The sequence below is a fragment of the Micromonospora sp. IBHARD003 genome (assembly GCF_056106285.1).
On record NZ_JBWBBX010000001.1, the window covers coordinates 1,219,300 to 1,242,574 of the forward strand.

Below are 23,275 nucleotides of genomic sequence, written 5' to 3' on the forward strand. Positions count from 1 at the left end.
CAGTGTCTCGTGTGTCCAGGATCAAGGGTCAAGGCCCGAACGCAAGGTGGCGCACGTGCTGGCCACCAAGGTCAATGACACCGTCAACACCACCGACAGTCGCGACGCCCGCGTCGACGAGTTGATCACCGCGTTGCCGAAGCAGGCATGGAAGCGGATCTCGGCCGGAGCCGGCGCCCACGGCCAGCGGATCTACCACTGGGCCCGCGTGGCGATCCGGCCGTCCTGGGCGGACGGGTACGGGCACTGGGCACTGGCCCGCCGCAGCCTGGCCGACCCGACCGAGATCTCCTACCACGTCTGCTACGGCCCCGTCACCTCCCGGCTGAAAGACCTGGTCAGGACGGCCGGCGCCCGCTGGCAGGTGGAGGAATGCTTCCAGACCGCGAAGGGCGAGTGCGGGCTCGATCACTACCAGGTGCGGCTCTACCGGGCCTGGTACCGGCACATCACCCTGGCCATGGCCGCCCTCGCCTACCTCACCGCCGTCCGCGCCCAAGAAGCCGTAAAAGGGGCAGCGGATGCGGCGAGCACGACCTGATACCCCTCAGCGTCCCGGAGATCCGCCGGATGATCGGGCACCTCACTGTCACGCCCCGCTGCCATGCCAACGAGCACCGTCTGCACTGGTCACACTTCCGGCGTCGCAGCCAAGCCCGCGCCCGCCGCTGCCACTACCAACGCCGAGGCCACGACCCCCACATGCGGTTGCAGTACTAACCGAGCGGGCACCTTGAGCGGTGCCGACGCCTCGTCCAGCCCGTCTCCCAGGGAACGCACAGCGGCACAACTGCGGTATAGCCGCGGTCCGGCTCCCGCCCTCCAATTTGGCGGGCCACGACAGCGTGTCGCCAGCGACCGCTGGGTCCGTAGGCACCGAAGTCCAGTCGTATGTCCTGCCTGCGGGCGGTCTGTCGATGAGGAGGCTCTTGTCCAGACTCCTCGTGGTGCCTCACCATCTGTGATGGGGTGGACACGGTATCTGGGGGTGGCGATGTCGTCTGGCACTGGCGGGGACTACTGGGCGGACAAGGCGTTGCCCAGCGTGCTCAAACTTGATCTCCTCAAGCGATATCTGCCGCAGTTCGGTGCGATGACGGGCACGCGTTCGCGCGACAAACGCGTGGTTCACCTCGACGGGTACGCGGGTGAAGGCCGGTACGAGAACGGGGAGCCGGCGTCCGGAGAGATCGCTCTGCGGGTCGCCTCCTACCTGCGCAGCCAGGCCGACCTCACGCTAGAGTGCTTCTTCTCGGAGGCGCAGCACAAGTCGTTCGACCGGTTACACGAGGTCGTCGAGCAGTACCGGGCTCGGGGCGTACGCGCTCACGCTCACCGCGGCGAGGTCGACGGCGTCCTCGATCAGGTCGTAGAGCGAGCCGTCCAGGAGCCGCTCTTCCTCTTCCTCGACCCCTGCGGACTTGTTCTACCGCAAGACCGTGTCGTCGAGGTCCTCGCCCACAAGCGCCCCAACAAGTGGCCCCCGACCGAGCTGCTGATGAACTTCAGCATGATGGCCGTCTGGCGCCTCGGCGGCCACGTCCGCTCGCCGAAGGGGAACGAGAAGTCGCTGAGGCGCTTCGACGACGTGTGCGGCGGGACCTGGTGGCGGGAGTACTTCGCCGACGCCGTGGCCTCCCGCAACAAGGACGGCGCAGCCGAGGACGCGATCGAGGCCGTCGCGGCCGAATACTCCCGCCGGCTAGCACGGCGTACCGGGATGTTGGTGCAGTCGGTGCCGGTGTCGCACTCGCCTCGGAAGCGGGCCGTCTACCGGCTGGTGTTCGCCACCCGCAGCCCCTACGGCCTGTGGGTGTTCGGCGACACTGTCGCCCGAGCCCGGACGACGTGGTGGGAAACGCTCGAGGAACGCGAAGACGATGACGCCTTGTTCTCCATGGCATCAGTGACACGCCCCGATCCGAAAGAGATCGAGACCAAGGCCATACCGGAGATCGCCGAGAACCTGGCCCGGCTTCTGTCGCGGGTTCAGCGGCCGGTCAAGCTGGTCGACTACCCGCTGGAAATCTTCGGATCCTTCTATGGGCAGGTCACCGAGCCGGTCGTGCGCCGTGCGGTACAGCTTCTGCACGACCAGGGCAGGACGCCCAGCAACGGGGTGGGCGTGAGGAAGACGCGGGAGATCACGGTCTACCCGGGCCATCTCGCCGCGTGACCTCACTGCAGGGCCCGCCCTGGGCCCGGCGACGGCAGTGGCCACGGGTCAGGCCGCTCTACCTTCTTGATCGGGTTGATCGAGCCATTCGTAGGGTTGGGTCGCCCAGGGGTGCTGGGTGTGGCTATCAGGCTGCTGCCTTCTCGTGGCTTCCATCGCTTCGCCGCCCGGCACCCCACGACGACTCGGCCGCCGATTAGGAAGTGCGAATCTGTCGCTGTGTAGAGCAATGCCGGCGAGGTCGTCCGTGGCACGAACTGAACGAACACGTACGTCAGGAGCGCGATGAGCCGGATATGGGCGGGGATCGACAGCGGCAAGGGCCACCATCACGGCCTGGCCCTGGACGCGGACGGCAAGACGCTGCTGTTGCGGCGAGTGGCCAACGACGAGCCCGAGCTGCTGAAGCTGATCGGCGACGTCCTGGACCTGGCCGACGGCCGCGAGGTCACCTGGGCCATCGACATGACCGGCGGAGAACCCGCGCTGCTGCTGGCCCTGCTGGTCAGCCATGGCCAGGAGGTCCTCTACCTGCCCGGCCGCCTGGTCAACCGGGCCTCCGACAGCTACCGCGGCGAAGGCAAGACCGACGCCCGCGACGCCTACGTCATCGCCGACCAGACCAGGATGCGCCGCGACCTGCGGCCCATCCGCCCCGGCGACGAAGCCGCCATCGAACTCAAACTGCTGACCGGACGCCGGGCCGATCTGGTCGAGGACCGCACCCGCTCGGTCAACCGCCTGCGCGGCACCCTGCTGAGCATGTTCCCGGCCCTGGAACGGGCTCTGGACGTGACCAACACCGGCCCGCTCAAGCTGCTGACGGGTTACCAGACCCCGGCCGCCATCCGACGGACCGGCGTCACACGGCTGACGAAGTGGCTGACCAACCGCAAGGTCCGCAACGCGAGAACCCTCGCCGAAACAGCCGTCGAGGCCGCCGAGCGCCAGCACACCGCCATCCCGGGGGAGAAGACCATCGCCAAGCTGGTCCACACCCTGGCCGAGGAGGTGATGGCCCTCAACGAGATCCGCGAGATGGACAAGCTCATCGAGGGCCGGTTTCGCGAGCACGAGCTCGCCGACATAGTCCAGAGCGTCCCGGGCATCGGCGCGACCCTCGGTGCCGAGTTTCTCGCCGCCGTCGGTGGCACCTGGACGAGTTCGACTCCCCGGACGCCCTGGCGGCCTTCGCCGGCGTCTCTCCCGCACCGCGCGACTCGGGCAAGGTCAGCGGCAACCTCCATCGGCCGGTCGTCTATCACCGAAGGCTCCAACGGGTCTTCTACACCTCCGCGCTCGTGAGCGTTCGCTCCGACCCGAACTCGCGGAAGTTCTACGACCGCAAACGCGCCGAGGGGAAGAAGCACGTCCAAGCCGTGCTCGCCCTCGCCCGCCGACGCGTCAACGTCATCTGGGCCCTGATCCGTGACCGACGGTGCTACGAGCTCGCACCCCCGGTGACTACAGCCGCTTGACAACAGCATTAGGAAGCGATGGGCAGCGGCATCTGGTCCCAGGTACGGCCTTCGAGGAGGCGACCGCCGGCCTTCGGGGTGCGGCCGCCCCACTGCTTGAAGAAGAAGGCGACGCCCTCATCCTGGCAGGTGTCGCGGATCTGGGTGACCCAGTTGGGATCGAGCGGCCGGTGTCCGGGTCCGGACTCGCCGCCGGCGATGACCCAGTGGATGCCGTCCAGGTTCAGGCCCGGAAGCGGACCCAGCAGCGGCTCGCAGGACAAGAACCGCACGGCCGCAGGGACCTCCCGCAGATCGGCGACGCGAACCACTTCCTTCTCCGTCTCCACCGAGACCCCCATCCACAGGTTCGCGGGCCAGTCGAGTTTCGGAGCGAGCTGCCGCAGGCGCCGGGCCCGCTTGGTGAGGACCTGGTAGTTGTGCTGCGGGGTGTCGGCCATGACCTGGAAGACCTGCCGGACGAAATCGATCGGTACCCGCGCATGGAACAAGTCAGACATGGAGTTCACGAAGACCGTCCGCGGACTGCGCCACCTATAGGGGACATCCAGCGTGTCGGGGTGCAGGGTGACGTCAAAGCCCGGCCCGGACGTCCGGGGGTCACCGTCGTTCTGGTACTTCGCCGCGCCCATGGCCTTCAGCCGTTTCGCCAGAATCAGGGCGTAGCAGTTGTCGCATCCCGAGGAGACACGGTCGCAGCCGGTCGTCGGATTCCAGGTCGCCTCGGTCCACTCGATCGCGCTGCGGTCGCTCACCGGTCTCCTCCTGCCCTCGCACACACAGCCACGCCACCAGGGACGGCTGTGGTGTGCTGCCTAACGATGCCCTCCGAGGCGGGACACCCGGGCGTGGACACCGCTATCCGCATGCACTCGATCGCTTCTCGTAACTTCACGTGTCGAACCTCCATTCAGAACCTAACCTCGCCGTTTCGGTTGGGATGAGTCCGGGCGTGGGGCGGAAGTACGAAAGTGCCTTCTGAGCTGGAACGATGAACCTTGTCGAGGGGTTATGTCGGTCCAAGCGGAAGGCACTTTCTGCGTGAAGGGTATCGGTTCTCGTCCCAAGCTCCATGTCTCCGCTGACGGTTCGGGTGTGGTCGGGCATGCCGGGGCACGGATGCTGGCTGATCTTGCCGATGCCACCGGGCTGACCAGTGCGTACTCCACCGCGCTCAGGCCGCTTCGGCCGCGCGGGACCGGGCATGATCCGGGCCGGATCGCCACCGATCTCGCGGTGATGCTCGCCGATGGCGGCGAGGCCATCACGGATCTGGCCGTGCTGCGGGACCAGGCCGAGATGTTCGGCCCGGTGGCCTCCACGCCCACGGCCTGGCGGCTGCTCGCCGACATGGACGAGGCCGTACTCGCTTCGATGCGAGCGGCCCGCACTTCGGCTCGGGAGGTCGCCTGGCTGCAAGCCGCCGAGACCCGTGAGGGCATACCCGCAGTGACCGCCGCAGCGCGCGAACTGCCCGGCCTGGTCCTGGACCTCGACGCCACACTGGTCGCCTGCCACTCCGAGAAAGAAGCGGCCGCACCCACCTACAAAGGCGGCTTCGGGTTCCACCCGCTGGTGTGCTTCCTGGCCAACACCGGCGAGGCCATGTCGGCGCGACTGCGGCCTGGCAACGCCGGAGCCAACACCGCCGCCGATCACATCGCGGTCCTCGACCAGGCCCTCGCGCAGATCCCCGACGCTCACCGGCACGGAACCCAGATCCTGGTCCGCGCCGACAGCGCAGGATCCGCGAAAGCCTTCCTCGCCCACATCCGTCACCTGCGCGAGCACGGGCTGGACCTGCGGTTCTCCGCCGGATACGCGGTCACTGAGCCGGTCCGCCGCGCGATCCGCTCGGTGCCCGACCGCCTCTGGCATCCCGCCCTGGACCAGAACGGAACACTGCGAGAGGGAGCCGAGGTCGCCGAGCTGACCGGCATGGTCGACCTGGCTGGCTTTCCGCCCGGCACCCGCATCATCGTGCGCCGTGAACGACCGCACCCCGGAGCCCAGCTGTCCCTGTTCGACCAGGACGAGGGCCTGCGCCATCAGGTGTTCCTCACCGACACCCCCTACTGCGGCGGTGGCTCCGCCCAGTTCCTGGAGGTCCGCCACCGCGGGCATGCCACCGTCGAAGACCACATCCGGTGCGGCAAGACCACCGGCTTCGGCCGCTTCCCCTCCCGCCACTTCGCCATCAATGCCGTCTGGCTCGAACTCAGCCTCGCCGCGATCGACCTACTGGCCTGGACCCGCATCCTGCTCCTGGACGGGGAGCTGGCCACCGCCGAGCCGAAGAAGCTCCGCTACCGGCTGCTGCACGTCGCCGCCCGCCTCACCCGCGGCGGCCGACGCCTGCGCTTGCGGATATCGGCGACCTGGCCCTGGAGACACGAACTGGCCACGGCCTTCCACCGCCTCGCCGCACTGCCCCGTCCCGCCAGCTGATCAACAACCACCCAGACCGCCCACGACCCGAAAGACCCCGGAGAACCCGACCACCGCGCCGGGACTCAGCCATCCCCAAAAGGCGGAATCGCCCTCCCCGCCCGACAGCTGACGATCAGCAACGTCTCATCACCCCAACCGAAACGGCGAGGCTAATGCTTGCGATCAGCCCCGGTCGACCTGGCGACGCCCCCCTACGCCGCGAAGTGGGCTTCGAGAGCCCGTCGGTAGCCGACTGAGGCGGTCTCCCGCTTGTGACTGGACCGGCGGGCGCAGTCGCAGACGCCGGGTGGCGTCGGCCGCAGTGTCGGCGTCAGCGACGGTCGCGGGAGGCAGGACGTGCACGGGCCACCCCGCTGGCACTCCGGGAATCGCTACGACCCCACATGCCGGACGACAACGAGCAGTACTCGGCACGTGGCGAAGTCGCGGCGCGTCGGCTGAGCTCGCGCGTCGTACGGTTCAGCAGTGAGCCCTTTCCAACATCAGGTTGAGGCGTGGTGAAGGACGACGACGGCCTTCACGATGTCGGTGATCCGGTTGGTGCTGCAGCGGAGCTTGCGCAGTAGGCGCCAGCCCTTCAGGACGGCCATGGCTTGCTCGCCGAGGCACCGGATTTTGGCGTGGGTGCTGTTATGGCGTCGCTTCCAGCGCTTGAGTCGGCGGCCCCGGAAAGGTACGCGGACGTGGCGGCCGGCCCCTTGATATGCCTTGTCCGCCCAGCACTTCAGTCCAGCCGGGCGAGGGCGTCGATAATGCGGTGCTCGCGCGCGGCGGTCAGATCGTGAGTGGAACCGGGCAGGGCCGCGGAAGCCCACAGCAGTCGGCCGAGCGGGTCCGTGAGGACTTGGACGTTCATGCCGTGCCGCTTGTGTTTTCCGGAGTAGATAGGGGGTGTCGGCGGCGATCCGGTCAATGGGCAACAGGGTGCCGTCCAGGATCACGTACGCCTTCGTCCGGGCGGTCGTCATCGCCTGGGCCAGGGACGGGGCGAGGGCGGCCAGCACCTCGATAGCCTCGCGTATGTAGCGGTAGACGGTCGCGATGCCGATCTCGAACCCGGCGGCGAGCTGGGCGTACGTGTCGCCGCATCGCAGGTGGGCCAGGGCGAGCAGGGCCTGACGGCCGACGGGCAGGCGCCGCCATCGTGTGCCGATCTCCCGCTGGTGAGCGGCCAGTTGCCTGGTCAGGTGTTGCAGCGTGCGGCTGGACAGATCGATCGACGACGGGTAGACAAGCACGCGAAGCTCCTGGCGGACACAGGTCATCTTGGTCGCGAACCCGTCTACCAGGAGCTTCGTCGTTCCGTACAGGCCATGGCCACCAACAGCCCGGCACCACAGTCAAGTTGGAAAGGGCTCCATGTAGGCACCCAGCACCGCAGCATGCTGCACCCGCTCGGTCGACTCGGCATCCCCTGGGATCGCCTCGACGGATAGCGTCCCCATCCGGACACGCCCTGCCACGCTGCACTGACCGACTGGGACCGCGGTCGAAGCACCCAGTCCAACAACCGCTCTCCAACTTCGTCCTCCGCGTATCAGCGCGGCAGGCGGAGCACGACGGCGACGCCGGTCACATTGAGGACGCCGACGGGCCGATCGAGGATCGCGTGCCCGGCTTTCGGTGTTCCGGGCCAACCCAGCTCACCCTGGCCATTGGTGGCTGTATATGACGTCAGGAGGTTGGGAACGACGCAACACGATGGCCATGACGCCGAATTCTTCCTCGCGGCGCCGTGCGACGATTGGCTCAACTTGGAGAGCGTCACGTAGGCGATCTCGCCACGTACCGACGGACCGAGTTCCCGCGCTGGATGCGCCGGTACCGCGTTCATGTCGACGAACGTGCTCGCACCCAGACTCTCGCCGACGCGGCGATGCGCCATGGCATCAGTAAGTTCGTTCACGTATCGACAGACAAGGTCTGCGGACCGCTGGAGGTGGGCTCGGCGAGCGAGGCGGACCGCTGCGTCCGACGGTGCCCTGTGCCGCGTCGAAGGCCGCCAGCGACCTGGTCCCGCTGAGCTAATTCCGCCTCGGACGCGCCTGCGGAGGACCGAGGTATCACGAGTTGGGACCTCTACGTCGAGCCCAACGCCGCGCTGCGCTTCCGCCTGTCGGCCAGATTCCAAATTCCGCAATGTTCAGCGCTTCGATGTCGCAGAGGATGCCGACCTCGACGGGGTAGTCGGAGTCGGGGGTCAGATCGTCGCTGGTGAAGACGGACCACTTGTCAACGAAGGCCCATCGCTGCTGGTGGGCGTCGGCGAAATGGACCTCGACCAGGCCAGGCTGGGGTTCGTCATCGACCCATCCGGTGCTCGCCGACGTCGGTCCGCCTTGGCCTGGCGTTCCGCCAGGATGGGCTCGATCCGCTCGTAGTGGGGGATCTTCGACCCCGGGCCGGTACCGGTTCGGGTGTTGGTGACGCAGTTCTTGCCTGCCACGACCCCGCATCGCGGGCAATTCCTCTTGATCCAGTGCCGTCGGGCCACCTGCTGGTGCTGCATCGCCTGCGGCGCTCCCAGCGCAGGGGCGGGGCGGGCGGTCTGCACCGGCGGCCTGCCAATGTCTGCCCTAGTCTTCCAGACGCCGATCTGTTCCTGCTGATCGGCGTCGACACGGTCACCAGCATCCGATGCTGCGTGCATGAGCTCTCTCACCAGCTTGCGCATCACCTTCGGGGACCCCGTGTCCCCGCGGCGCTGCAGCGTCGCCAGCAGTGTCGGTACCCGGTCGGCTGCCCGACGTGCCCGGGCGTCCTGCTGTTCGGCCAGCCTGGCGCCGTCTGGGCCTGCAGGCCGGGCGAGATGTGCTGGTGACACGGTGGGCGGGGCCCTTCGCCGCTACGCCTGACCGTTGAGTCCTTGGGCGGCCCTGGCGATGACGGCGGCAACGACGGCCGGGCGGGATACGTAGACGGCGTGGCTGCCGGGGGTCTCGGAGACGGTGGCCCTGGCCCGCTCGGACATGGCGCGCTGGGCTGGCGGCGGGATCATGCGGTCGTCCGTCGCGACCAGGTACCAGGACGGCTTGGTCTGCCAGGCCGGTTCGGAGACGGTCCCTTCGAGGGCCTCGACGCCCCAGGGGACCTGCGAGTCGGCCATGAACGCCGCCAGTTTCTCGGGCACGTCGGCGGCGAAGGAGGCTGTGAACCTGTCCCTGTCCAGGAACAGGAACCCGTTCTGGGGCGGCAGGATCGGCGGGACCGGCGCCCCGGGCGGCGGGTCAGCGATCAGGGAGCTGACCGACTCGCCCTTGTCCGGTGCGAACGCGGCGATGTAGGCGAGCGCCGCGACGTTGGGGTGGCTGCCGGCCTCGGTGATGACGACACCACCGTAGGAGTGGCCGACCAGCACGGCCGGACCGTCGAGGCCGTCGAGGACCTGGTGGGTGGTGGCGACGTCGCCGCCCAGCGACAGGGTCGGGTTCTGCACGACGGCCACCTTGTATCCGTCGGCGCTCAGGTGGTCGTAGACCCCCTGCCAGCCCGATCCGTCCACGAAGCCACCGTGCACGAGAACGATGTTCCTGATGGTTGCCATCGTCACTCCTGACCTGGAGGGACAGCATCACTGAGGTCTGTCCCGGTGCACACCAGTCAAACAGCGTCCTTGAGGTCTGTCCCGGTGCAGATCAGTCAAGTCGAAAAGACGCGGCCGGACCACGCCGAACAGCACGCAGAAGTACCCGCCCGAGCCAGGTCTGACATCGCCTCGGGCGGGCCGTTGCAGGAAACGACTCGCAACCGCCGTCCTGGCCGAATTCGGCCTCACCGCGGGTGAGGGTCAGGTCACGGAGCCTCAGGTCCCCACCGGCTCCGACCCCGAAGATTCGGAACCGGTCCGCGTTGGCCGCACGGGCGATCGTGGAGCCGTTCCCGTGGACGGTGACCGGCTGGATGATCTCAGGCAGACCATTGCCGTCCTGATTGGCCGTCAGGGTGTAGGTGCAGTCCTTGGCGAGAACGAGCGTCCCCCCACGGTTCTCGTTCAGGGCGACGAGCGCCGCGACCAGGTCGTTCGGGTCACACTCCACATACCGCCTGCCGCCGCCATGGCCTTCTTAGCGCTTCTTGTGGCCGTCGTCCCCGCCGCCGTGGTCATGACCGTGGCCGTTCTCCTTGTCCCCGCCACCCTCCCCGTCCTTGTCCCCGCCACGCTCCTTGCCCTCGTCGCCCTTGGAGCCAGTGGGCTTCTCCCTGCCTTCGTCGCCCCCGCCCTTGTTGGCCTCAGTGGTGTCGTCCCTTGCAGTGGAGGCAGGCTTCACCCCGGCCGCCTCGGCGTCCGCCATACCCGCGAAGGTCGTCGTACCGGTCATGGTGACCAGCCCTGCCGCGGCAAGAACGGCCGCCTTCCAGTGACGGCTCAGCGCCACCGACTTCGCACGACGCGGTACACCCGCGACCCCGCCCTGAGATCCAGACATCCGACGTAGCTCTCCTTCTGCGTAACAGGCCGTCACATCCCAGGCCGAACACGGGCGACGAGATTTTCCCCATCAAAACAAAGGGAGGGCGAAAATATGACAATCTTCGCACATGGGAGTGTCGGGATCTCGACGGGCGCCAACAGACCGGAGCGGCGGCCCGCCGGGCGGCCGCGCCAAGTGGACGCCCGCCCGGCGCGGCGGGGCCGGGTCACCCCGGGTGCGCCGCTTACGCTCACGCCGTGTTCAACCTGACGGCGTTTCTGAAACGGCTGGTCATCGGGCCCGCACTACGCAGCGAGGCGCTGGGCGAGACCCTGTTGCCCAAGCGGCTGGCGCTTCCGATCTTCGCCTCGGACCCGCTGTCGTCGGTCGCGTACGCCACGCAGGAGATCCTGCTGGTGCTCACCGTCGGCGGGCTCGCCTATCTGCACTTCACCCCGTGGATCGCGGCCGCCGTCGTGCTGCTCATGACCGTCGTCGTGCTCTCGTACCGGCAGGTCGTGCACGCCTATCCGACGGGCGGTGGTTCCTATGAGGTCGCCACGCGGAATCTCGGTGACTCCGCCGGTCTGGTCGTCGCGGCGGCGCTCCTGGTCGACTATGTGATGACCGTGGCCGTGTCGGTCGCGTCCGGCGTCGCCAACATCATCTCGGCCGTCCCGTCGCTGGCGGAGCACCAGGTGGCGATGGCACTCGTGTTCGTCGCTCTGCTCACCGCGATGAACCTGCGCGGGGTACGGGAATCGGGCCGTGCGTTCGCCACGCCGACCTATCTGTTCATCGCCGGTGTGCTGATCATGTGCACCACGGGACTGATCCGCTATCTGGCCGGGGACGCCCCCGTCGCGGAGACGGCGCAGTACGGCATCGCGCCCGAGCCGGGAGAGGCGAACCTCGTGGGCCTGGCGCTGGTGATGCTGGTCCTGCGCGCCTTCTCCAGTGGGTGCACCGCGTTGACGGGCGTCGAGGCGATCTCGAACGGCGTGCCTGCCTTTCGCAAGCCGAAGGCGCGGAACGCGGCCACCACCCTGGCCGCGATGGGCCTCATCGCCGTCACGATGTTCGTCGGGGTCACCACCCTCGCCATCGTGGCGAAGGTGCACATCGCCGAGAGCAGCTGCGATCTGACCGGTCTGCCCGACTGCGAGAACTACACGCAGCGCACGGTGATCGCCCAGCTGGCCGCGTCGGTCTTCGGCGGAGAGCACAGCTTCGGCTTCTACTACGTACAGGCCGTCACCGCGCTGGTGCTGATCCTCGCCGCGAACACGGCCTTCAACGGCTTTCCCCTGCTGGCCTCGATCCTGGCCCAACACCGCTATCTGCCCAGGCAGTTGCACAACCGAGGAGACCGGCTGGCCTTCTCCAACGGCATCCTGGCCCTCGCGGTCGTCGCGGGCGCCCTGCTGTGGGCGTACAAGGCGAACGTGACCAGCCTCATCCACCTCTACATCCTCGGTGTGTTCACGTCCTTCACGCTCTCCCAGACCGGAATGGTCCGCCACTGGAACCGGGAGCTGCGCACGGAGCGGGACCGCGCCCTGCGCCGGCGCCACCACACCGCCCGGCTCATCAACGCGACGGGCGCGGTCATCACCTGTCTGGTGCTGGTCATCGTGCTGCTCACCAAGTTCACCCAGGGAGCCTGGCTGGCGGTTCTCGCCGGCGTCGTGCTGTGGGTGACGATGCGGGCGATCCGCCGCCACTACGACACCACATCGGCCGAGCTGGCGGTGACGGACCCGCGCGGTGAACTCGCCCCGCCCACCCGGGTGCTGGGACTCGTGCTGGTGTCGACCCTGCACAAGCCGACACTGCGGGCCCTGGCCTACGCGCGTGCCTTCCGGCCGGACCGGCTGGAGGCGCTGACCGTCGCCGTCGACCGCGACGCGACCGCGGACCTGCAGCGCAAGTGGGACGAGTACGGCATCGACGTACCCCTCAAGGTCATCGACTCCCCCTACCGGGAGATCACCGCCGCGGTCATGGTGTACGTGCGCTCCATCGTCCGGGAGAGCCCGCGTGATGTGATCGCCGTGTTCATTCCGGAGTACGTGGTCGGCCACTGGTGGGAGAACGTGCTGCACAACCAGTCGGCGCTGTGGCTGAAGAGCCGGCTGCTGTTCACCCCCGGAGTGACCGTGACGAGCGTGCCGTGGCAGCTGACGTCATCGGCCGCCGCCGACCATCCGGCGGCCCGGGCGCCGGGGGCCGTGCGGCGCGGCGAGCCGGCCGGCCGCCGCCGACACTGACCGCGCAGGGCTCTTGGCGCCGCGCGTCCGCTGACCGACACTTGGCCGATGACGCAGCGCGTGGATCTCGCGACGGTGATGGACCGGCTGGCCATCGACGAACTGGTCACCGGGTACGCGGTGGCGGTGGACGACGCCGACTGGAACGGCTACCGGGCCCTGTTCACCCCGGACGGCCGCGCCGACTACCGCGGCGCGGGCGGTATCGAGGGGCCCGCGGCCGAGGTCGCGGGGTGGCTGGCGCAGACGCTCCGCCTGTTTCCCGTCCGCCAGCATCTGATCGTGAACCGCCGGGTACGCATCGAGGACCTCGGGGGCTATCCGGGCGACGGTGCCGAGGTGGCGGCCGACTACCTCAATCCGATGCGGCTGGAGTCGGGTGACGACTTCGTCTCCGGCGGGCGATACGAATTCCGCCTGGCGCGTACGGAGGGTGGCTGGCGGATGCGCTCGGTGATCGTCCGGGAGAAGTGGCGCCGTTCGTCGTTCCCGGCCGCCGCGTTCGATTGAACCGGTCGCCTGGTCACCGCGGCCGCGCCGTCCGCTCCCGTGGCGGTCGCATCCGTGCGGCTCAGGCCTCCCGCGGGTACGAGGCCCTGGGGCACGCCTGCGCCGGGGACACGTACGCCGATCCTCCGATCACACGTCCGCCGATCGCATGTCCACTGTCGGTGCCGGGGCCACTGATCCACACTGGAGACACACTCAGCTCTCGGGGAGGCGCGGCATGCGGATTCCGGTCGGCCGGTGGGAGCGGCCGGCGAGCCTTTCGTCGTCGCCGTGGTGGCGTGGGGCGGCCGGGCTCCTGGCGGGCGCGCTGCCCGTCCTCACCTTCCCGGTGCCGGGGCTGTGGTGGTTCGCGTACGTCGCCCTGGTGCCGTGGCTGCTGCTGATCCGGTCCGCGCCGACGGGCCGCCGCGCGGTCCTCGACGGCTGGCTCGGCGGCACCGGCTTCATGCTGGCCGTCCACCACTGGCTGCTGCCGAATCTTCATGTCTTCCTTGTCGTGGTGGCGGCGCTGCTGGGGCTGCTGTGGGCGCCCTGGGGGTGGCTGGTACGCACGATGCTCGGCGGGAGGCCGTCCGCCGCCCGGGCCGCGGCCTCGCTCGCCGTGGTGCCGTCCGGCTGGCTGATGGTGGAACTGGTCAGGTCCTGGGAGGGGTTGGGCGGCCCCTGGGGACTGCTCGGGGCGAGCCAGTGGCAGGTGCCGTTCGCGCTGCGGCTCGCCGCGCTGGGCGGGGTGTGGCTGGTGAGTCTGCTCGTGGTCGCGGTGAACACCGCGGTGGTCGTGCTGCTGGCCCTCCCCTCGGCACGGGTCCCGGCGCTGGCGGGCCTGTGTGCCTGTGCGCTGGGCACGGGGGTGGTGTGGCTGGCGTCGCCCGGGCCGGGCGGGCGGTCCGACGGGGTGTTCCGGGTCGCGGTGGTCCAGCCGGGGGTGATCCACGGCGCAGGGAGCCCCGAGCGGCGCTTCGCCCGGAGCGAGGAGCTCACCCGGGACCTCGCAGGCAAGGACGTGGACCTTGTGGTGTGGGGTGAGAGCAGCGTCGGCAGAGATCTGACGGACCGGCGGGATCTCGCGGCACGGCTGGCCGCGCTGTCGCGTGCGGTGGGTGCCGAGATCCTGGTGAACGTGGATGCGCGGCGCGCGGGAGACACTGCGGGCGACGGCGACGGGCGGATCTTCAAGAGCAGTGTGCTGGTGGGGCCGGACGGCCCGACCGGGGACCGCTACGACAAGATGCGGCTGGTGCCGTTCGGCGAGTACGTACCGGCCCGCGCGGTGCTCGGCTGGGCCACGTCGGTGGGCAGGGCTGCGGGCGAGGACCGGATGCGCGGCAGCCGTCAGGTGCTGATGGCGGTGCCCGACGAGCGTACGGGTAGGACGGTCAGGGTGGGGCCGCTGGTGTGCTTCGAGTCGGCCTTCCCCGACATGAGCCGCCGGCTGGTCAGGAACGGCGCCGACGTACTGATCGCGCAGTCCGCGACCTCGACCTTCCAGGAGAGCTGGGCTCCGGCGCAGCATGCCTCGCTGGCGGCTCTGCGGGCGGCGGAGACGGGCCGGCCGATGGTGCACGCCACGCTCACGGGTGTCAGTGCGGTGTACAAGCCGGACGGTGCGCGGGTGGGCGAACGGCTGGGCACGGACGACAGTGCCGCCGCCGTGTACGCCCTTCCCCTCGTCGAGGGCACGACTCCGTATGCGCGGCTCGGGGACTGGCCGGTGTACGGCGCGCTGGCGGTACTGGCGGCATGGTGTGCGTACGAGGGGGCACGGGCGCTCAGGAGGCCTGCTCGAGCGACTCCCGCACCACCCGCTCGCACAGATCGTGGGTCAGCAGTGCGTCCTGGGCGCTGAGGAACTTCGCCGAGCGCACGGCGTCGAGGAAGGCGAAGACCGTCTGTTCGATGCCTCGCTGCCGGGCGACGGGCACCCAGTCGCCGCGCCTGCGCACGGTCGGCTGGCCTTTGTGGTCGATGACGTCGGCGAGGTTGAGGACCTCGCGCTTGGTGTCCTGCCCGGCCACCTCGAGGATCTCCTCGCTGGAGCCGCCCCGCCGGTTCATCATGCCGATCGCGGTGAAGCCGTCGCCGGAGAGTTCCAGCACGACGTGGTGCATCAGCCCGTCGCGGACCCGGGCCCGCACCCCGGTGTGCTCCACGGGTCCGGGCAGCAGGAAGCGGAGGGTGTCGACGACGTGGATGAAGTCGTCGAGGACGAGGGTGCGCGGGTCCTCGGGCAGTCCGACGCGGTTCTTGCGCATGAGGATCAATTCCCGCGGGTGGTCCAGGCACTGGGCGTACGCGGGCGCGAAGCGGCGGTTGAAGCCGACGGCGAGTGAGGTTCCGGTCCGCTCGGACAGCTCCACCAGCCGGGCCGAGGCGGCGAGTTCGTAGGCGAGTGGCTTGTCCACGTACGTCGGCACACCGGCCTCCAGCAGCCGCGCCACGATCTCGGGGTGCACGGGCGTGGGCGCGTGGACGAAAGCGGCGTCGAGGTCCTGGGCGAGGAGGGAGTCCAGGCTGGTGTGGCACCGCGCACCCGGGATGTGGTGGGCCGCGGCGATCCGGTCGAGGGTGGTGGCCGTGCGGGTGTGCAGATGGAGTTCGACATCGGCCCGGGTGGTCAGCACCGGTAGATAGGCCTTGCGTGCGATGTCCCCGAGCCCGATGCAGCCGACCTTCACCGTGGTCTCCCTCGTCCCGAGTCAGCGCCTGCCCGTGTGCCGCCGCGCCTCTGGGGCAGCATACGGCCGCTGTGGCGGGTGCCAGTCGGCGATGCCGTCGAAGCCTCGCAGGACGAGTCCAGGGCCGAAGCGTGACACCGCCGCGATGAGGACGTCGCGAACGGCGCCCCCGTGCAGGGCGATCCGGCCGGTCCGGGTCGCCTGGCGCACGATGCCCATGGTGCGGGGCAGCCGCTCGCTGGTGTACGCGGCGAGGCCCGGGCCGACGTCCGGTCCACGGCCCATGTGGTGGGCGAGCACGATCGCGTCCTCGATGGCCTGATTGCCGCCCTGGCCGAGGGTGGGCAGCATGGCGTGGGCGGCGTCGCCGAGGAGCGCGACCCGGCCGTGGTGGTAGGCGGGCAGCGGTTCGGCCATGTGATGGACGTCGTGGCGCAGCACCTGACCGGATGCGGCGCGCGCGATGATCTCGGGGATCGGCTGGTGCCAGTCGCCGAAACGGCGCAGCAGTTCGGACCGCTCGTCGTCCGGTGCGCGCTCTCCTGCGGGCGCGAGGGCCGCCGCGTAGGCGTAGATGCGTCCGTCCTTCAGCGGCTGGGTGCCCCAGAGGCGGCCCCGGCCCCAGGTCTCGTGCGGCGCGAAGGCGCCGGGGAGCGCGGGGACCACCATGCGCCAGGTGGTGCAGCCGGAGTAGCGGGGTCCCGGATGGGCGGGGAACAGGATTCCCCGCACAGCGGAGTTGATGCCGTCCGCCGCGACGACGAGGTCGGCTTCGAGGTCACCGCCGGTGCTGGTGACCACCGCGGGCCGCCGGTCGTCACCGGCGTCGGCGAGCGTGGCGGCGGCGCCGGTGCGTACGGCTGCGTCCGGAAGTGCGGACACGAGGAGGTCCACCAGGGTCGCGCGGTGCAGCAGGACCAGGGGGCCGCCGAACCGCTCGGCGGCGGCGGTGCTGTCGGTGCGGTTCAGCCAGCGGCCGCCGGGAGTGCGCAGTCCGCCGTCGCCCTGCCAGGCCGACAGCTCTCTGACCCGGTCGCCGAGGCCGATGACGTCGAGCGCGCGCTGGGAGTTGGGAGCGAGTCCGATTCCGGCTCCCACGGGGGCGAGGGCCGCGGCGCGTTCGAGGACGGTGACGTCCCAGCCCTGGCGGTGCAGTGCGACGGCCGCGGTGAGTCCGCCTATGCCGCCACCGACCACGACGGCCCGGGGTGTGTGGGTGTGCCCCATGATTTCCTCCTCGTTACTACAAATGTAGTGACACGGTGACCGTACTACAGCAGTAGTGCCGAGCGGTAGGTTGTCCTCATGACCGCACGCACCAGCAGCTCCGCCGGCCGCTCCGAGCTGATCGCCGACACCGCACTGACCCTGCTCGCGGAGCGCGGGATGCGCGGGCTCACCCACCGGGCGGTCGACGAGGCGGCCGGGCTCCCCCAGGGGTCGACGTCCAACCACGCGCGCACCCGGCAGGCCCTGCTCGAAGCCGCCGTACGCCGGCTGGCGCAGCGGGAGGCGCAGGTGCTCGCCCCGGACGAGCTGCCCGCCGCGGCGCAGGGTGCGGACGGACTGCTCGACGCTCTGTCGCTGGCGCTGCACCGCTATCTGACCGGCCATCGAGCGCTGCTGATCTGCCGCTACGAACTGGCCCTGGAGGCCACCCGGCGGCCCGAGCTGCGGGAGTTCTACGACCGGACGGGCGCGGCGTTCCGCGAGCCGCTGGTCGCGATGATGCGCGGCGCGGGTTCGGCCGAGCCCGAACGGCACGCACTGTCGCTGGTGGCCTGGTGCGAGGGGCTGATGTTCTCCTGCGCGGCCGGCTCGTACCACGCCTCCGTACCGAGCAGGAGCCAGCTCAGGAAGGGCTTCGGAGAACTGCTGCACGGCATGCTCGGGACCTGAGCCCGCCAGGGAGTCGGGGGCCGCGCCGTGGACGGCGTGAAATGCCTTGCGGCCGGGCGTGAACATGATCAACGATGCGCCTCATGACCACCTCCGAACGCACCAAGGCATCCACGACCGCCGGCGAGCGCGACATGCTCGAAGGCTGGCTCGACTTCCACCGGGAGACGCTCACACTGAAGTGTGCGGGACTGGACGACAAGCAGCTGCGGGAAACGTCCGCCGCTCCGTCGGAGCTCACATTGCTCGGCCTCGTCCGTCATATGGCGGACGTCGAGCGGAACTGGTTCCGGCGGGTCCTCGCGGACGAGGACGCCCCGCCCCTCTACTACGGCGAGGAGGACCCGGACGGGGAGTTCCACCTCTCCCCCGACGACACCTGGGAGGAAGCGTACGAGGCCTGGCAGGCCGAGATCGCCCGCGCACGGGAGCTGGCCGCCCCGCGGGCCCTGGACGATCGGGCGGAAGGCAGGCACCGCTCCGGGCGGCCCTTCAACCTCCGCTGGATCTACGTCCACATGATCGAGGAGTACGCCCGTCACAACGGGCACGCGGATCTGCTCCGTGAGCGGATCGACGGTGCGACGGGAGCCTGACCGCCCCGGAGGTCAGTCCGCCGACAGCTGACGGTCCAGCTGTGCGATCGCGGCACGGACCCCGTCGCCGTACCGATCGTCCGCCAGCGCCACGGAGGCGGCCCTGGCCCGGTCGAGATGGACCCGGGCCGCCTCCATCCGCTGGAGCTTGAGGTAGTCGGCGGCCAGGTTGAGGTGCAGCGCCGGTTGGAACGCGCACGCTCCGGTCAGCCCCTGCGCCGCCGACAGCGCCCGCAGGTCCCAGGCCAGCTCGTCGCCGGGATCGTCCTGGGTGTCGGCCATGTAGTGAGCAAGGGTGCAGCGGTGCAGTGCCGGCCCGTACTCGCCGATCTGCTTCCACAGCTCTCCGAAGCGATTGCGCGCCTCCTCGCGGTCCCCGGCATGGAGCAGCATGACCGCCTGCCCGATCCTGGTCATGACGGCGTCCTCCGACGTCTCACCCTGCTCGCTCACTGCGGCCTCCAGCGCCTTGACACGGGTGATCCCGACGCTATCCGCCGCCGTGGGAGAACCGGCACAGGCTCGGGCCGGGGGCCCGGCCTGTCAGCCTTTGGGCCTCGGCCCGCCGCCCGGACCGGCCCCCCGGGGAGACGGGCCCGGCGGTTCACCGGAGTGCCGACAGCGCCCGCCACCGGGCTCCGGAGGCGCACCGGACCGGTGGGTGTCACCCCAGGTCGGGGATGCGCCAGTCGATCGCCTCGTGCCCCTGGGCCGCCACCGCCTCGTCGATCTGCGTGAACGGACGCGAGCCGAAGAACCTCTTCGCGGACAGCGGCGAGGGGTGGGCCCCCTTCACCACCACATGGCGTTCCTCGTCGATCAGCGGCAGCTTCTTCTGGGCGTAGTTCCCCCACAGCACGAAGACGGCCGGGTCGGGCCTCGAGGCCACGGCGCTGATCACCGCGTCCGTGAACTTCTCCCAGCCCTTGCCCTTGTGGGAATTCGCCTCGCCGGCCCGCACCGTGAGGACCGCGTTGAGCAGGAGGACGCCCTGCTCGGCCCACGGCATGAGGTAGCCGTTGTCCGGCACCGGGTGGCCGAGCTCCTCCTTCATCTCCTTGTAGATGTTCCTGAGCGAGGGCGGGGTCTTGACGCCGGGGCGCACCGAGAAGCAGAGGCCGTGGCCCTGGCCCTCCCCGTGATAGGGGTCCTGGCCGAGGATCAGCACCTTGACCCGGTCGAAGGGCGTGGCGTCCAGCGCCGCGAAGACCTCCTCACGCGGCGGGTACACCGGCCCCCTGGCGCGCTCGTCCTCGACGAAGTCGACGAGCTCCTTGAAGTACGGCTTCTGGAGCTCCTCGCCGAGGACGCCGCGCCAGGACTCGGGCAGCATGTCGGTGTCGGTCACGTCAACAACCTCCGGTGTGCGATCAGTTCTCGTTCACAGAACCTACCGGCGGCCACTGACAATCACGGCCGGCGGCCGGGATCCGGCCCCGGCCGCGACCGCTTACCAGCTGGTCTTCCGCTCCAGCGTCCACACCTGCATGATCGTCTGGGGGTCGAGGGCCCGCTCACAGCCCGCGATCTCCTCACTGGCCGCGATGTACAGCTTGCCCTGCCAGAGCGGCAGCAGCCGGACGTCCTTCACCAGCTCCTTCTGAGCCAGCTCGAACTGCGTGGACACCGCTCCGCGGTCGCTCTCCTTGCGGGACAGCGTGAGCTGCTCGGCGATCGCCGGGCTCTCGTACGGGGTGCCGAGCGCGTTCTCCTTGCCGACGAACGGCGCGATGAAGTTGTCCGGGTCCGGGAAGTCGGGGAACCAGCCTCGGCCGAAGACCGGGTACTGACCGTTCTTGTAGCCCTCCTGGAAGTCCTTCCACGGCTTGCTCTGCAGGGAGATCTTGAACAGGCCGGACTCCTCCAGCTGCCGCTTGATCTCGGCGAACTCCGGAGCGGTGGAGGAGCCGTAACGGTCGCTGGTGAACCAGAAGGTGAGGTCGACGGGGGTCTGGACACCGGAGTCGCGGAGGATCTCCTTCGCCTTCTTGACGTTCGGATCGCCGAACGTGTCGAAGAAGCTGGTGGTGTGCCCGGCGATACCCTTCGGGACCATCGAGTACAGCGGCTCCGCGGTGCCCTGGTAGACCTTGGCGACCAGCGCCTCGCGGTCGATGACCTGGGCGATCGCCTTACGCACCGGAAGCTTCGCGACAGCGGGGTCCTTGGGGTTGAAGACCAGGTAGCGGATGTCGGCGCCGACGGTCTCGACGACCTGGATCCCCTCGTTCTCCGGCTTCTTCGACTGCAGGGAGATGACCTCTTCCGCGGTGAGACCGCGGTTGGTGACGTCGACCTCCTTCTTCTCGAGCGCCGTCACCATCGCTTCGGAGTCCTTGAAGTAGCGGATGGTGACCGCTTCGTTCTTGAGGTCGGCGAAGCCCTTGTAGCCGGAGTACTTCTTGAGCTCCGCCTGGCCGCCCTCGCTGTAGGCCTCCAGGGTGTAGGGACCCGAGCCGGTGAGCTTGCCGTCCTCGCGGAGCCGGTCCGCCGGGTAGTCGGCGGGGTCGACGAGGGACATGGCGGGGGTGGCGAGGATGAACGGGAAGGTGGCGTCGGCCTTCGTCAGCCGGAACGTGATGGTCCGGTCGCCTTCGGTCTCAACGGACTTCAGCGATCCGAGCAGTCCGTTGGGGCCGCCCTTGACATTGATCTTCTTGATCCGGTCGATGGAGTGCTTGACCGCGGCCGCGTCCAGCTTGTGCCCATTGGTGAAGGTCAGATTGGGACGGAGCTTGCACTGGTAGGACGTATTGGTCGGATCTGTGAATTTGCAGTTCTCCGCGGCGTCGGGCTGCGGGCTGGTGCTCCCGGTGGGGAAGCTCAGAAGCGTCTGGAACACATTCCGGTACAGCTCCCAGGAGCCGTCCCACGCGGCGGCGGGATCAAGCGTGCTGGGCGCACTCGTCGTACCGACGACAACCGGCTTTCCCGCATCGGCGCCGTCATCCGAAAACAGGCCGCATCCCGTCACCAGGGATATGGACGCAACGGCTGCGGCCGCCCGCAGCATGGTCCGGTTGAACACGTGCACACGCTCCTCGTTCAGCCATGGGTCGGCGCACCATACCGCAGCGCCCCGCCGGAGCGACGAAGACGTCCGGCGGGGCACTTAAGGCAATCCATGGCCATTCAGACCCAAAACGACTCAGTGGACTCCGGCATTGAGGAAGATACCGCCGTCGACGACAAGTGTCTGCCCTGTGATCCAATCCGATTGATCTGAGGTGAGAAAGGCCGCTGCGCCACCGATGTCACGGGGAATGCCCAGTCTGCCCATCGGATAAGCGGCCGCCGCCTCGGCCTCCCGGCCCTCGTACAACGCTTCTGCAAACTTTGTCCTGATCACGGCCGGTGCGATCGCATTGACCCGAACCGCCGGCGCGAATTCATGCGCCAGCTGCTGGGTCAAATTGATCATCGCCGCCTTGCTCATTCCGTACGCGCCGACGAACGGGGAGGCGGACATACCCGCGATCGACGCGATGTTCACGATCGCGCCGCCGTTGTCCTTCTGCCAGGCCTTCCACGTCTGCTGGGCGAAACCCAGTGCCGAGATCACATTGGTCTCGTAGACCTTGCGCGCCACGGCGAGGTCGAGCTCCGCGATGGGCCCGAAGACCGGGTTGGTGCCCGCGTTGTTGACGAGGAAGTCCAGGCGCCCGAAGGTCTCCATCGCACGCTCGACGGCAGCCGCCTGGTGCGCTTCGTCGTGGGCCTTGCCCGCGACGCCGAGCACCCGGTCGCCGCCGAGCCGCTCGACGGCCTCCTTGAGGGCGTCCTCGTTGCGCCCGGTGATGCACACACGGTCACCGCGGGCGACCAGCGCCTCGGCGATGCCGTAGCCGATCCCGCGGCTGCCGCCCGTCACCAGGGCGGCCTTGCCGGAGAGCGGGGGGAGTTCCGAAAAGGTCATTGCCTTTGTCTCCGGTTCAGTTGAGCGGTCCGCCGGCCACGTACATGACCTGGCCGGAGATGAAGCCCGCGTCGTCGCCCGTGAAGAAGGCGATCGCGTTGGCCACGTCCTCGGGCCGGCCGACGCGCTGCACGGGGATCTGGGTGGCGGCTGCGGCCTGGAAGTCCTCGAAGCCCATGCCGACGCGCGCGGCGGTCTGCGCCGTCATCTCGGTGACGATGAAGCCGGGGGCGACCGCGTTGGCGGTGATCCCGAACTTGCCGAGTTCCTTGGCGAGGGTCTTGGTGAAGCCCTGCAGGCCCGCCTTCACGGCGGAGTAGTTGGCCTGTCCGCGGTTGCCCAGCGCAGAGCTGGAAGACAGCGAGACGATCCGGCCGAAACCGGCGTCCACCATGTGCTTCTGGCAGGCCTTGGACATCAGGAACGCGCCCTTGAGATGGACGTTCATCACGGTGTCCCAGTCCGACTCGCTCATCTTGAAGAGCAGGTTGTCGCGCAGGACGCCGGCGTTGTTGACGAGGATCGTCGGCGCGCCGAGCTCGGCGGCGACCCGCGCCACCGCAGCCTCGACCTGGGCGGAGTCCGAGACGTCGCAGCCCACGGCCACGGCCTTGCCGCCGGCCGCGGTGATCTTCTCGACGGTGTCCTTGCAGGCCGCTTCGTCGAGGTCGAGTACGGCGACGGCACGGCCCTCGGCCGCCACGCGTACTGCGGTGGCGGCGCCAATGCCGCGCGCCGCCCCCGTCACGATGGCAACGCGCTGCTCGGTGCTGGACATGGTTGGTTCTCCTCGCCCTCGGATCCCGGTGGACAGGGTCGCCCGGCCCGGCCCAGGGAAAGGGCTGAGCGACCGCTTAGTACCTTTAGCTGCACGAGACGCTAGAAGCCCTGG

20 protein-coding genes and 3 pseudogenes are annotated in these 23,275 nt (G+C 69.2%); 9 read left to right on the forward strand and 14 right to left on the reverse strand.

What is annotated here, in order from left to right; all coding sequences use genetic code 11:
• Positions 1 to 37: 37 nt before the first annotated feature.
• From ACTWOL_RS05320 to ACTWOL_RS05330, 3 genes and pseudogenes are all read left to right on the forward strand, one after another.
• Positions 38 to 541 (forward strand): annotated as a pseudogene (locus tag ACTWOL_RS05320) (IS701 family transposase); the annotation flags it as partial.
• 453 nt (positions 542 to 994) lie between these two features.
• Positions 995 to 2,176 carry a three-Cys-motif partner protein TcmP gene (gene tcmP / locus ACTWOL_RS05325; RefSeq protein ID WP_474294838.1) on the forward strand — a complete coding sequence of 394 codons (1,182 nt, stop codon included), beginning with the start codon at positions 995 to 997 and terminating at the stop codon, positions 2,174 to 2,176.
• Between the two features lie 285 nt (positions 2,177 to 2,461).
• Positions 2,462 to 3,654: pseudogene (locus ACTWOL_RS05330) on the forward strand (IS110 family RNA-guided transposase).
• Positions 3,655 to 3,662: 8 nt separating this feature from the next.
• On the opposite strand, the gene ACTWOL_RS05335 reads toward ACTWOL_RS05330, so the two are convergent.
• The gene (locus ACTWOL_RS05335; RefSeq protein WP_474294840.1) at positions 3,663 to 4,409 is read right to left on the reverse strand and encodes a DUF5131 family protein; all 747 of its coding nucleotides are present in this window, start codon (positions 4,407 to 4,409) and stop codon (positions 3,663 to 3,665) included.
• 256 nt (positions 4,410 to 4,665) lie between these two features.
• On the opposite strand from ACTWOL_RS05335, the gene ACTWOL_RS05340 reads away from it, so the two are divergent.
• A complete protein-coding gene (locus ACTWOL_RS05340) occupies positions 4,666 to 6,102 on the forward strand; it encodes an IS1380 family transposase (protein ID WP_474294504.1) in 1,437 nt (478 codons plus the stop codon).
• Positions 6,103 to 6,587: 485 nt separating this feature from the next.
• Here ACTWOL_RS05340 and ACTWOL_RS05345 read toward each other — a convergent pair.
• The 6 genes and pseudogenes from ACTWOL_RS05345 to ACTWOL_RS05370 all read right to left on the reverse strand — a co-directional run bounded on the left by ACTWOL_RS05345 (position 6,588) and on the right by ACTWOL_RS05370 (position 10,532).
• Positions 6,588 to 7,343, reverse strand: a pseudogene (locus ACTWOL_RS05345) (transposase family protein).
• A gap of 299 nt (positions 7,344 to 7,642) precedes the next feature.
• Positions 7,643 to 8,011: a hypothetical protein gene (locus ACTWOL_RS05350; RefSeq protein WP_474294841.1), complete on the reverse strand. Its 369-nt coding sequence runs from the start codon at positions 8,009 to 8,011 to the stop codon at positions 7,643 to 7,645.
• 294 nt (positions 8,012 to 8,305) lie between these two features.
• Positions 8,306 to 8,779 carry a zinc finger domain-containing protein gene (locus ACTWOL_RS05355; protein WP_474294843.1) on the reverse strand — a complete coding sequence of 158 codons (474 nt, stop codon included), beginning with the start codon at positions 8,777 to 8,779 and terminating at the stop codon, positions 8,306 to 8,308.
• Positions 8,780 to 8,950: 171 nt separating this feature from the next.
• A complete protein-coding gene (locus tag ACTWOL_RS05360; RefSeq protein WP_474294845.1) occupies positions 8,951 to 9,649 on the reverse strand; it encodes an alpha/beta fold hydrolase in 699 nt (232 codons plus the stop codon).
• A gap of 91 nt (positions 9,650 to 9,740) precedes the next feature.
• A complete protein-coding gene (locus ACTWOL_RS05365) occupies positions 9,741 to 10,142 on the reverse strand; it encodes a hypothetical protein (RefSeq protein ID WP_474294846.1) in 402 nt (133 codons plus the stop codon).
• 27 nt (positions 10,143 to 10,169) lie between these two features.
• Positions 10,170 to 10,532, reverse strand: a complete 363-nt coding sequence (locus tag ACTWOL_RS05370) for a hypothetical protein (RefSeq protein ID WP_474294848.1) — start codon at positions 10,530 to 10,532, stop codon at positions 10,170 to 10,172.
• Between the two features lie 242 nt (positions 10,533 to 10,774).
• On the opposite strand from ACTWOL_RS05370, the gene ACTWOL_RS05375 reads away from it, so the two are divergent.
• The 3 genes from ACTWOL_RS05375 (at position 10,775) to lnt (ending at position 15,143) form a co-directional block, all read left to right on the forward strand.
• Positions 10,775 to 12,787 carry an APC family permease gene (locus tag ACTWOL_RS05375; RefSeq protein WP_474294850.1) on the forward strand — a complete coding sequence of 671 codons (2,013 nt, stop codon included), beginning with the start codon at positions 10,775 to 10,777 and terminating at the stop codon, positions 12,785 to 12,787.
• Positions 12,788 to 12,835: 48 nt separating this feature from the next.
• The gene (locus ACTWOL_RS05380; RefSeq protein WP_474294852.1) at positions 12,836 to 13,297 is read left to right on the forward strand and encodes a nuclear transport factor 2 family protein; all 462 of its coding nucleotides are present in this window, start codon (positions 12,836 to 12,838) and stop codon (positions 13,295 to 13,297) included.
• Between the two features lie 217 nt (positions 13,298 to 13,514).
• Positions 13,515 to 15,143, forward strand: a complete 1,629-nt coding sequence (gene lnt / locus ACTWOL_RS05385) for an apolipoprotein N-acyltransferase (protein ID WP_474294854.1) — start codon at positions 13,515 to 13,517, stop codon at positions 15,141 to 15,143.
• Here the strand turns inward: lnt and ACTWOL_RS05390 are convergent.
• Positions 15,067 to 15,972: a Gfo/Idh/MocA family protein gene (locus tag ACTWOL_RS05390; RefSeq protein ID WP_474294856.1), complete on the reverse strand. Its 906-nt coding sequence runs from the start codon at positions 15,970 to 15,972 to the stop codon at positions 15,067 to 15,069. The two genes, lnt and ACTWOL_RS05390, sit on opposite strands and share 77 nt — an antisense overlap.
• Before the next feature lie 21 nt (positions 15,973 to 15,993).
• Positions 15,994 to 17,199 carry an FAD-dependent monooxygenase gene (locus tag ACTWOL_RS05395; RefSeq protein ID WP_474294858.1) on the reverse strand — a complete coding sequence of 402 codons (1,206 nt, stop codon included), beginning with the start codon at positions 17,197 to 17,199 and terminating at the stop codon, positions 15,994 to 15,996.
• Positions 17,200 to 17,277: 78 nt separating this feature from the next.
• Between ACTWOL_RS05395 and ACTWOL_RS05400 the strand changes: the two genes are divergently transcribed.
• The gene (locus tag ACTWOL_RS05400; RefSeq protein ID WP_474294860.1) at positions 17,278 to 17,871 is read left to right on the forward strand and encodes a TetR/AcrR family transcriptional regulator; all 594 of its coding nucleotides are present in this window, start codon (positions 17,278 to 17,280) and stop codon (positions 17,869 to 17,871) included.
• 83 nt (positions 17,872 to 17,954) lie between these two features.
• Complete coding sequence (locus ACTWOL_RS05405) at positions 17,955 to 18,467, forward strand: DinB family protein (protein ID WP_474294862.1); 513 nt, start codon at positions 17,955 to 17,957, stop codon at positions 18,465 to 18,467.
• A 12-nt stretch (positions 18,468 to 18,479) separates the two neighbouring features.
• Here ACTWOL_RS05405 and ACTWOL_RS05410 read toward each other — a convergent pair whose 3' ends face one another.
• The 5 genes from ACTWOL_RS05410 to fabG form a co-directional block, all read right to left on the reverse strand.
• Positions 18,480 to 18,920 (reverse strand): hypothetical protein, encoded by a 441-nt coding sequence (locus ACTWOL_RS05410; protein ID WP_474294864.1) that lies wholly within the window; start codon positions 18,918 to 18,920, stop codon positions 18,480 to 18,482.
• A gap of 211 nt (positions 18,921 to 19,131) precedes the next feature.
• Entirely contained in the window at positions 19,132 to 19,815 is a 684-nt protein-coding gene (ung, locus tag ACTWOL_RS05415) for a uracil-DNA glycosylase (protein WP_474294866.1), read from the reverse strand.
• A gap of 102 nt (positions 19,816 to 19,917) precedes the next feature.
• A complete protein-coding gene (locus ACTWOL_RS05420) occupies positions 19,918 to 21,495 on the reverse strand; it encodes an ABC transporter substrate-binding protein (RefSeq protein WP_474294868.1) in 1,578 nt (525 codons plus the stop codon).
• 120 nt (positions 21,496 to 21,615) lie between these two features.
• Complete coding sequence (locus tag ACTWOL_RS05425; RefSeq protein WP_474294870.1) at positions 21,616 to 22,338, reverse strand: SDR family oxidoreductase; 723 nt, start codon at positions 22,336 to 22,338, stop codon at positions 21,616 to 21,618.
• A gap of 61 nt (positions 22,339 to 22,399) precedes the next feature.
• Positions 22,400 to 23,161, reverse strand: coding sequence for a 3-oxoacyl-ACP reductase FabG (fabG, locus tag ACTWOL_RS05430; protein ID WP_474294872.1), 762 nt, complete (start codon positions 23,159 to 23,161; stop codon positions 22,400 to 22,402).
• Positions 23,162 to 23,275 lie beyond the last annotated feature (114 nt).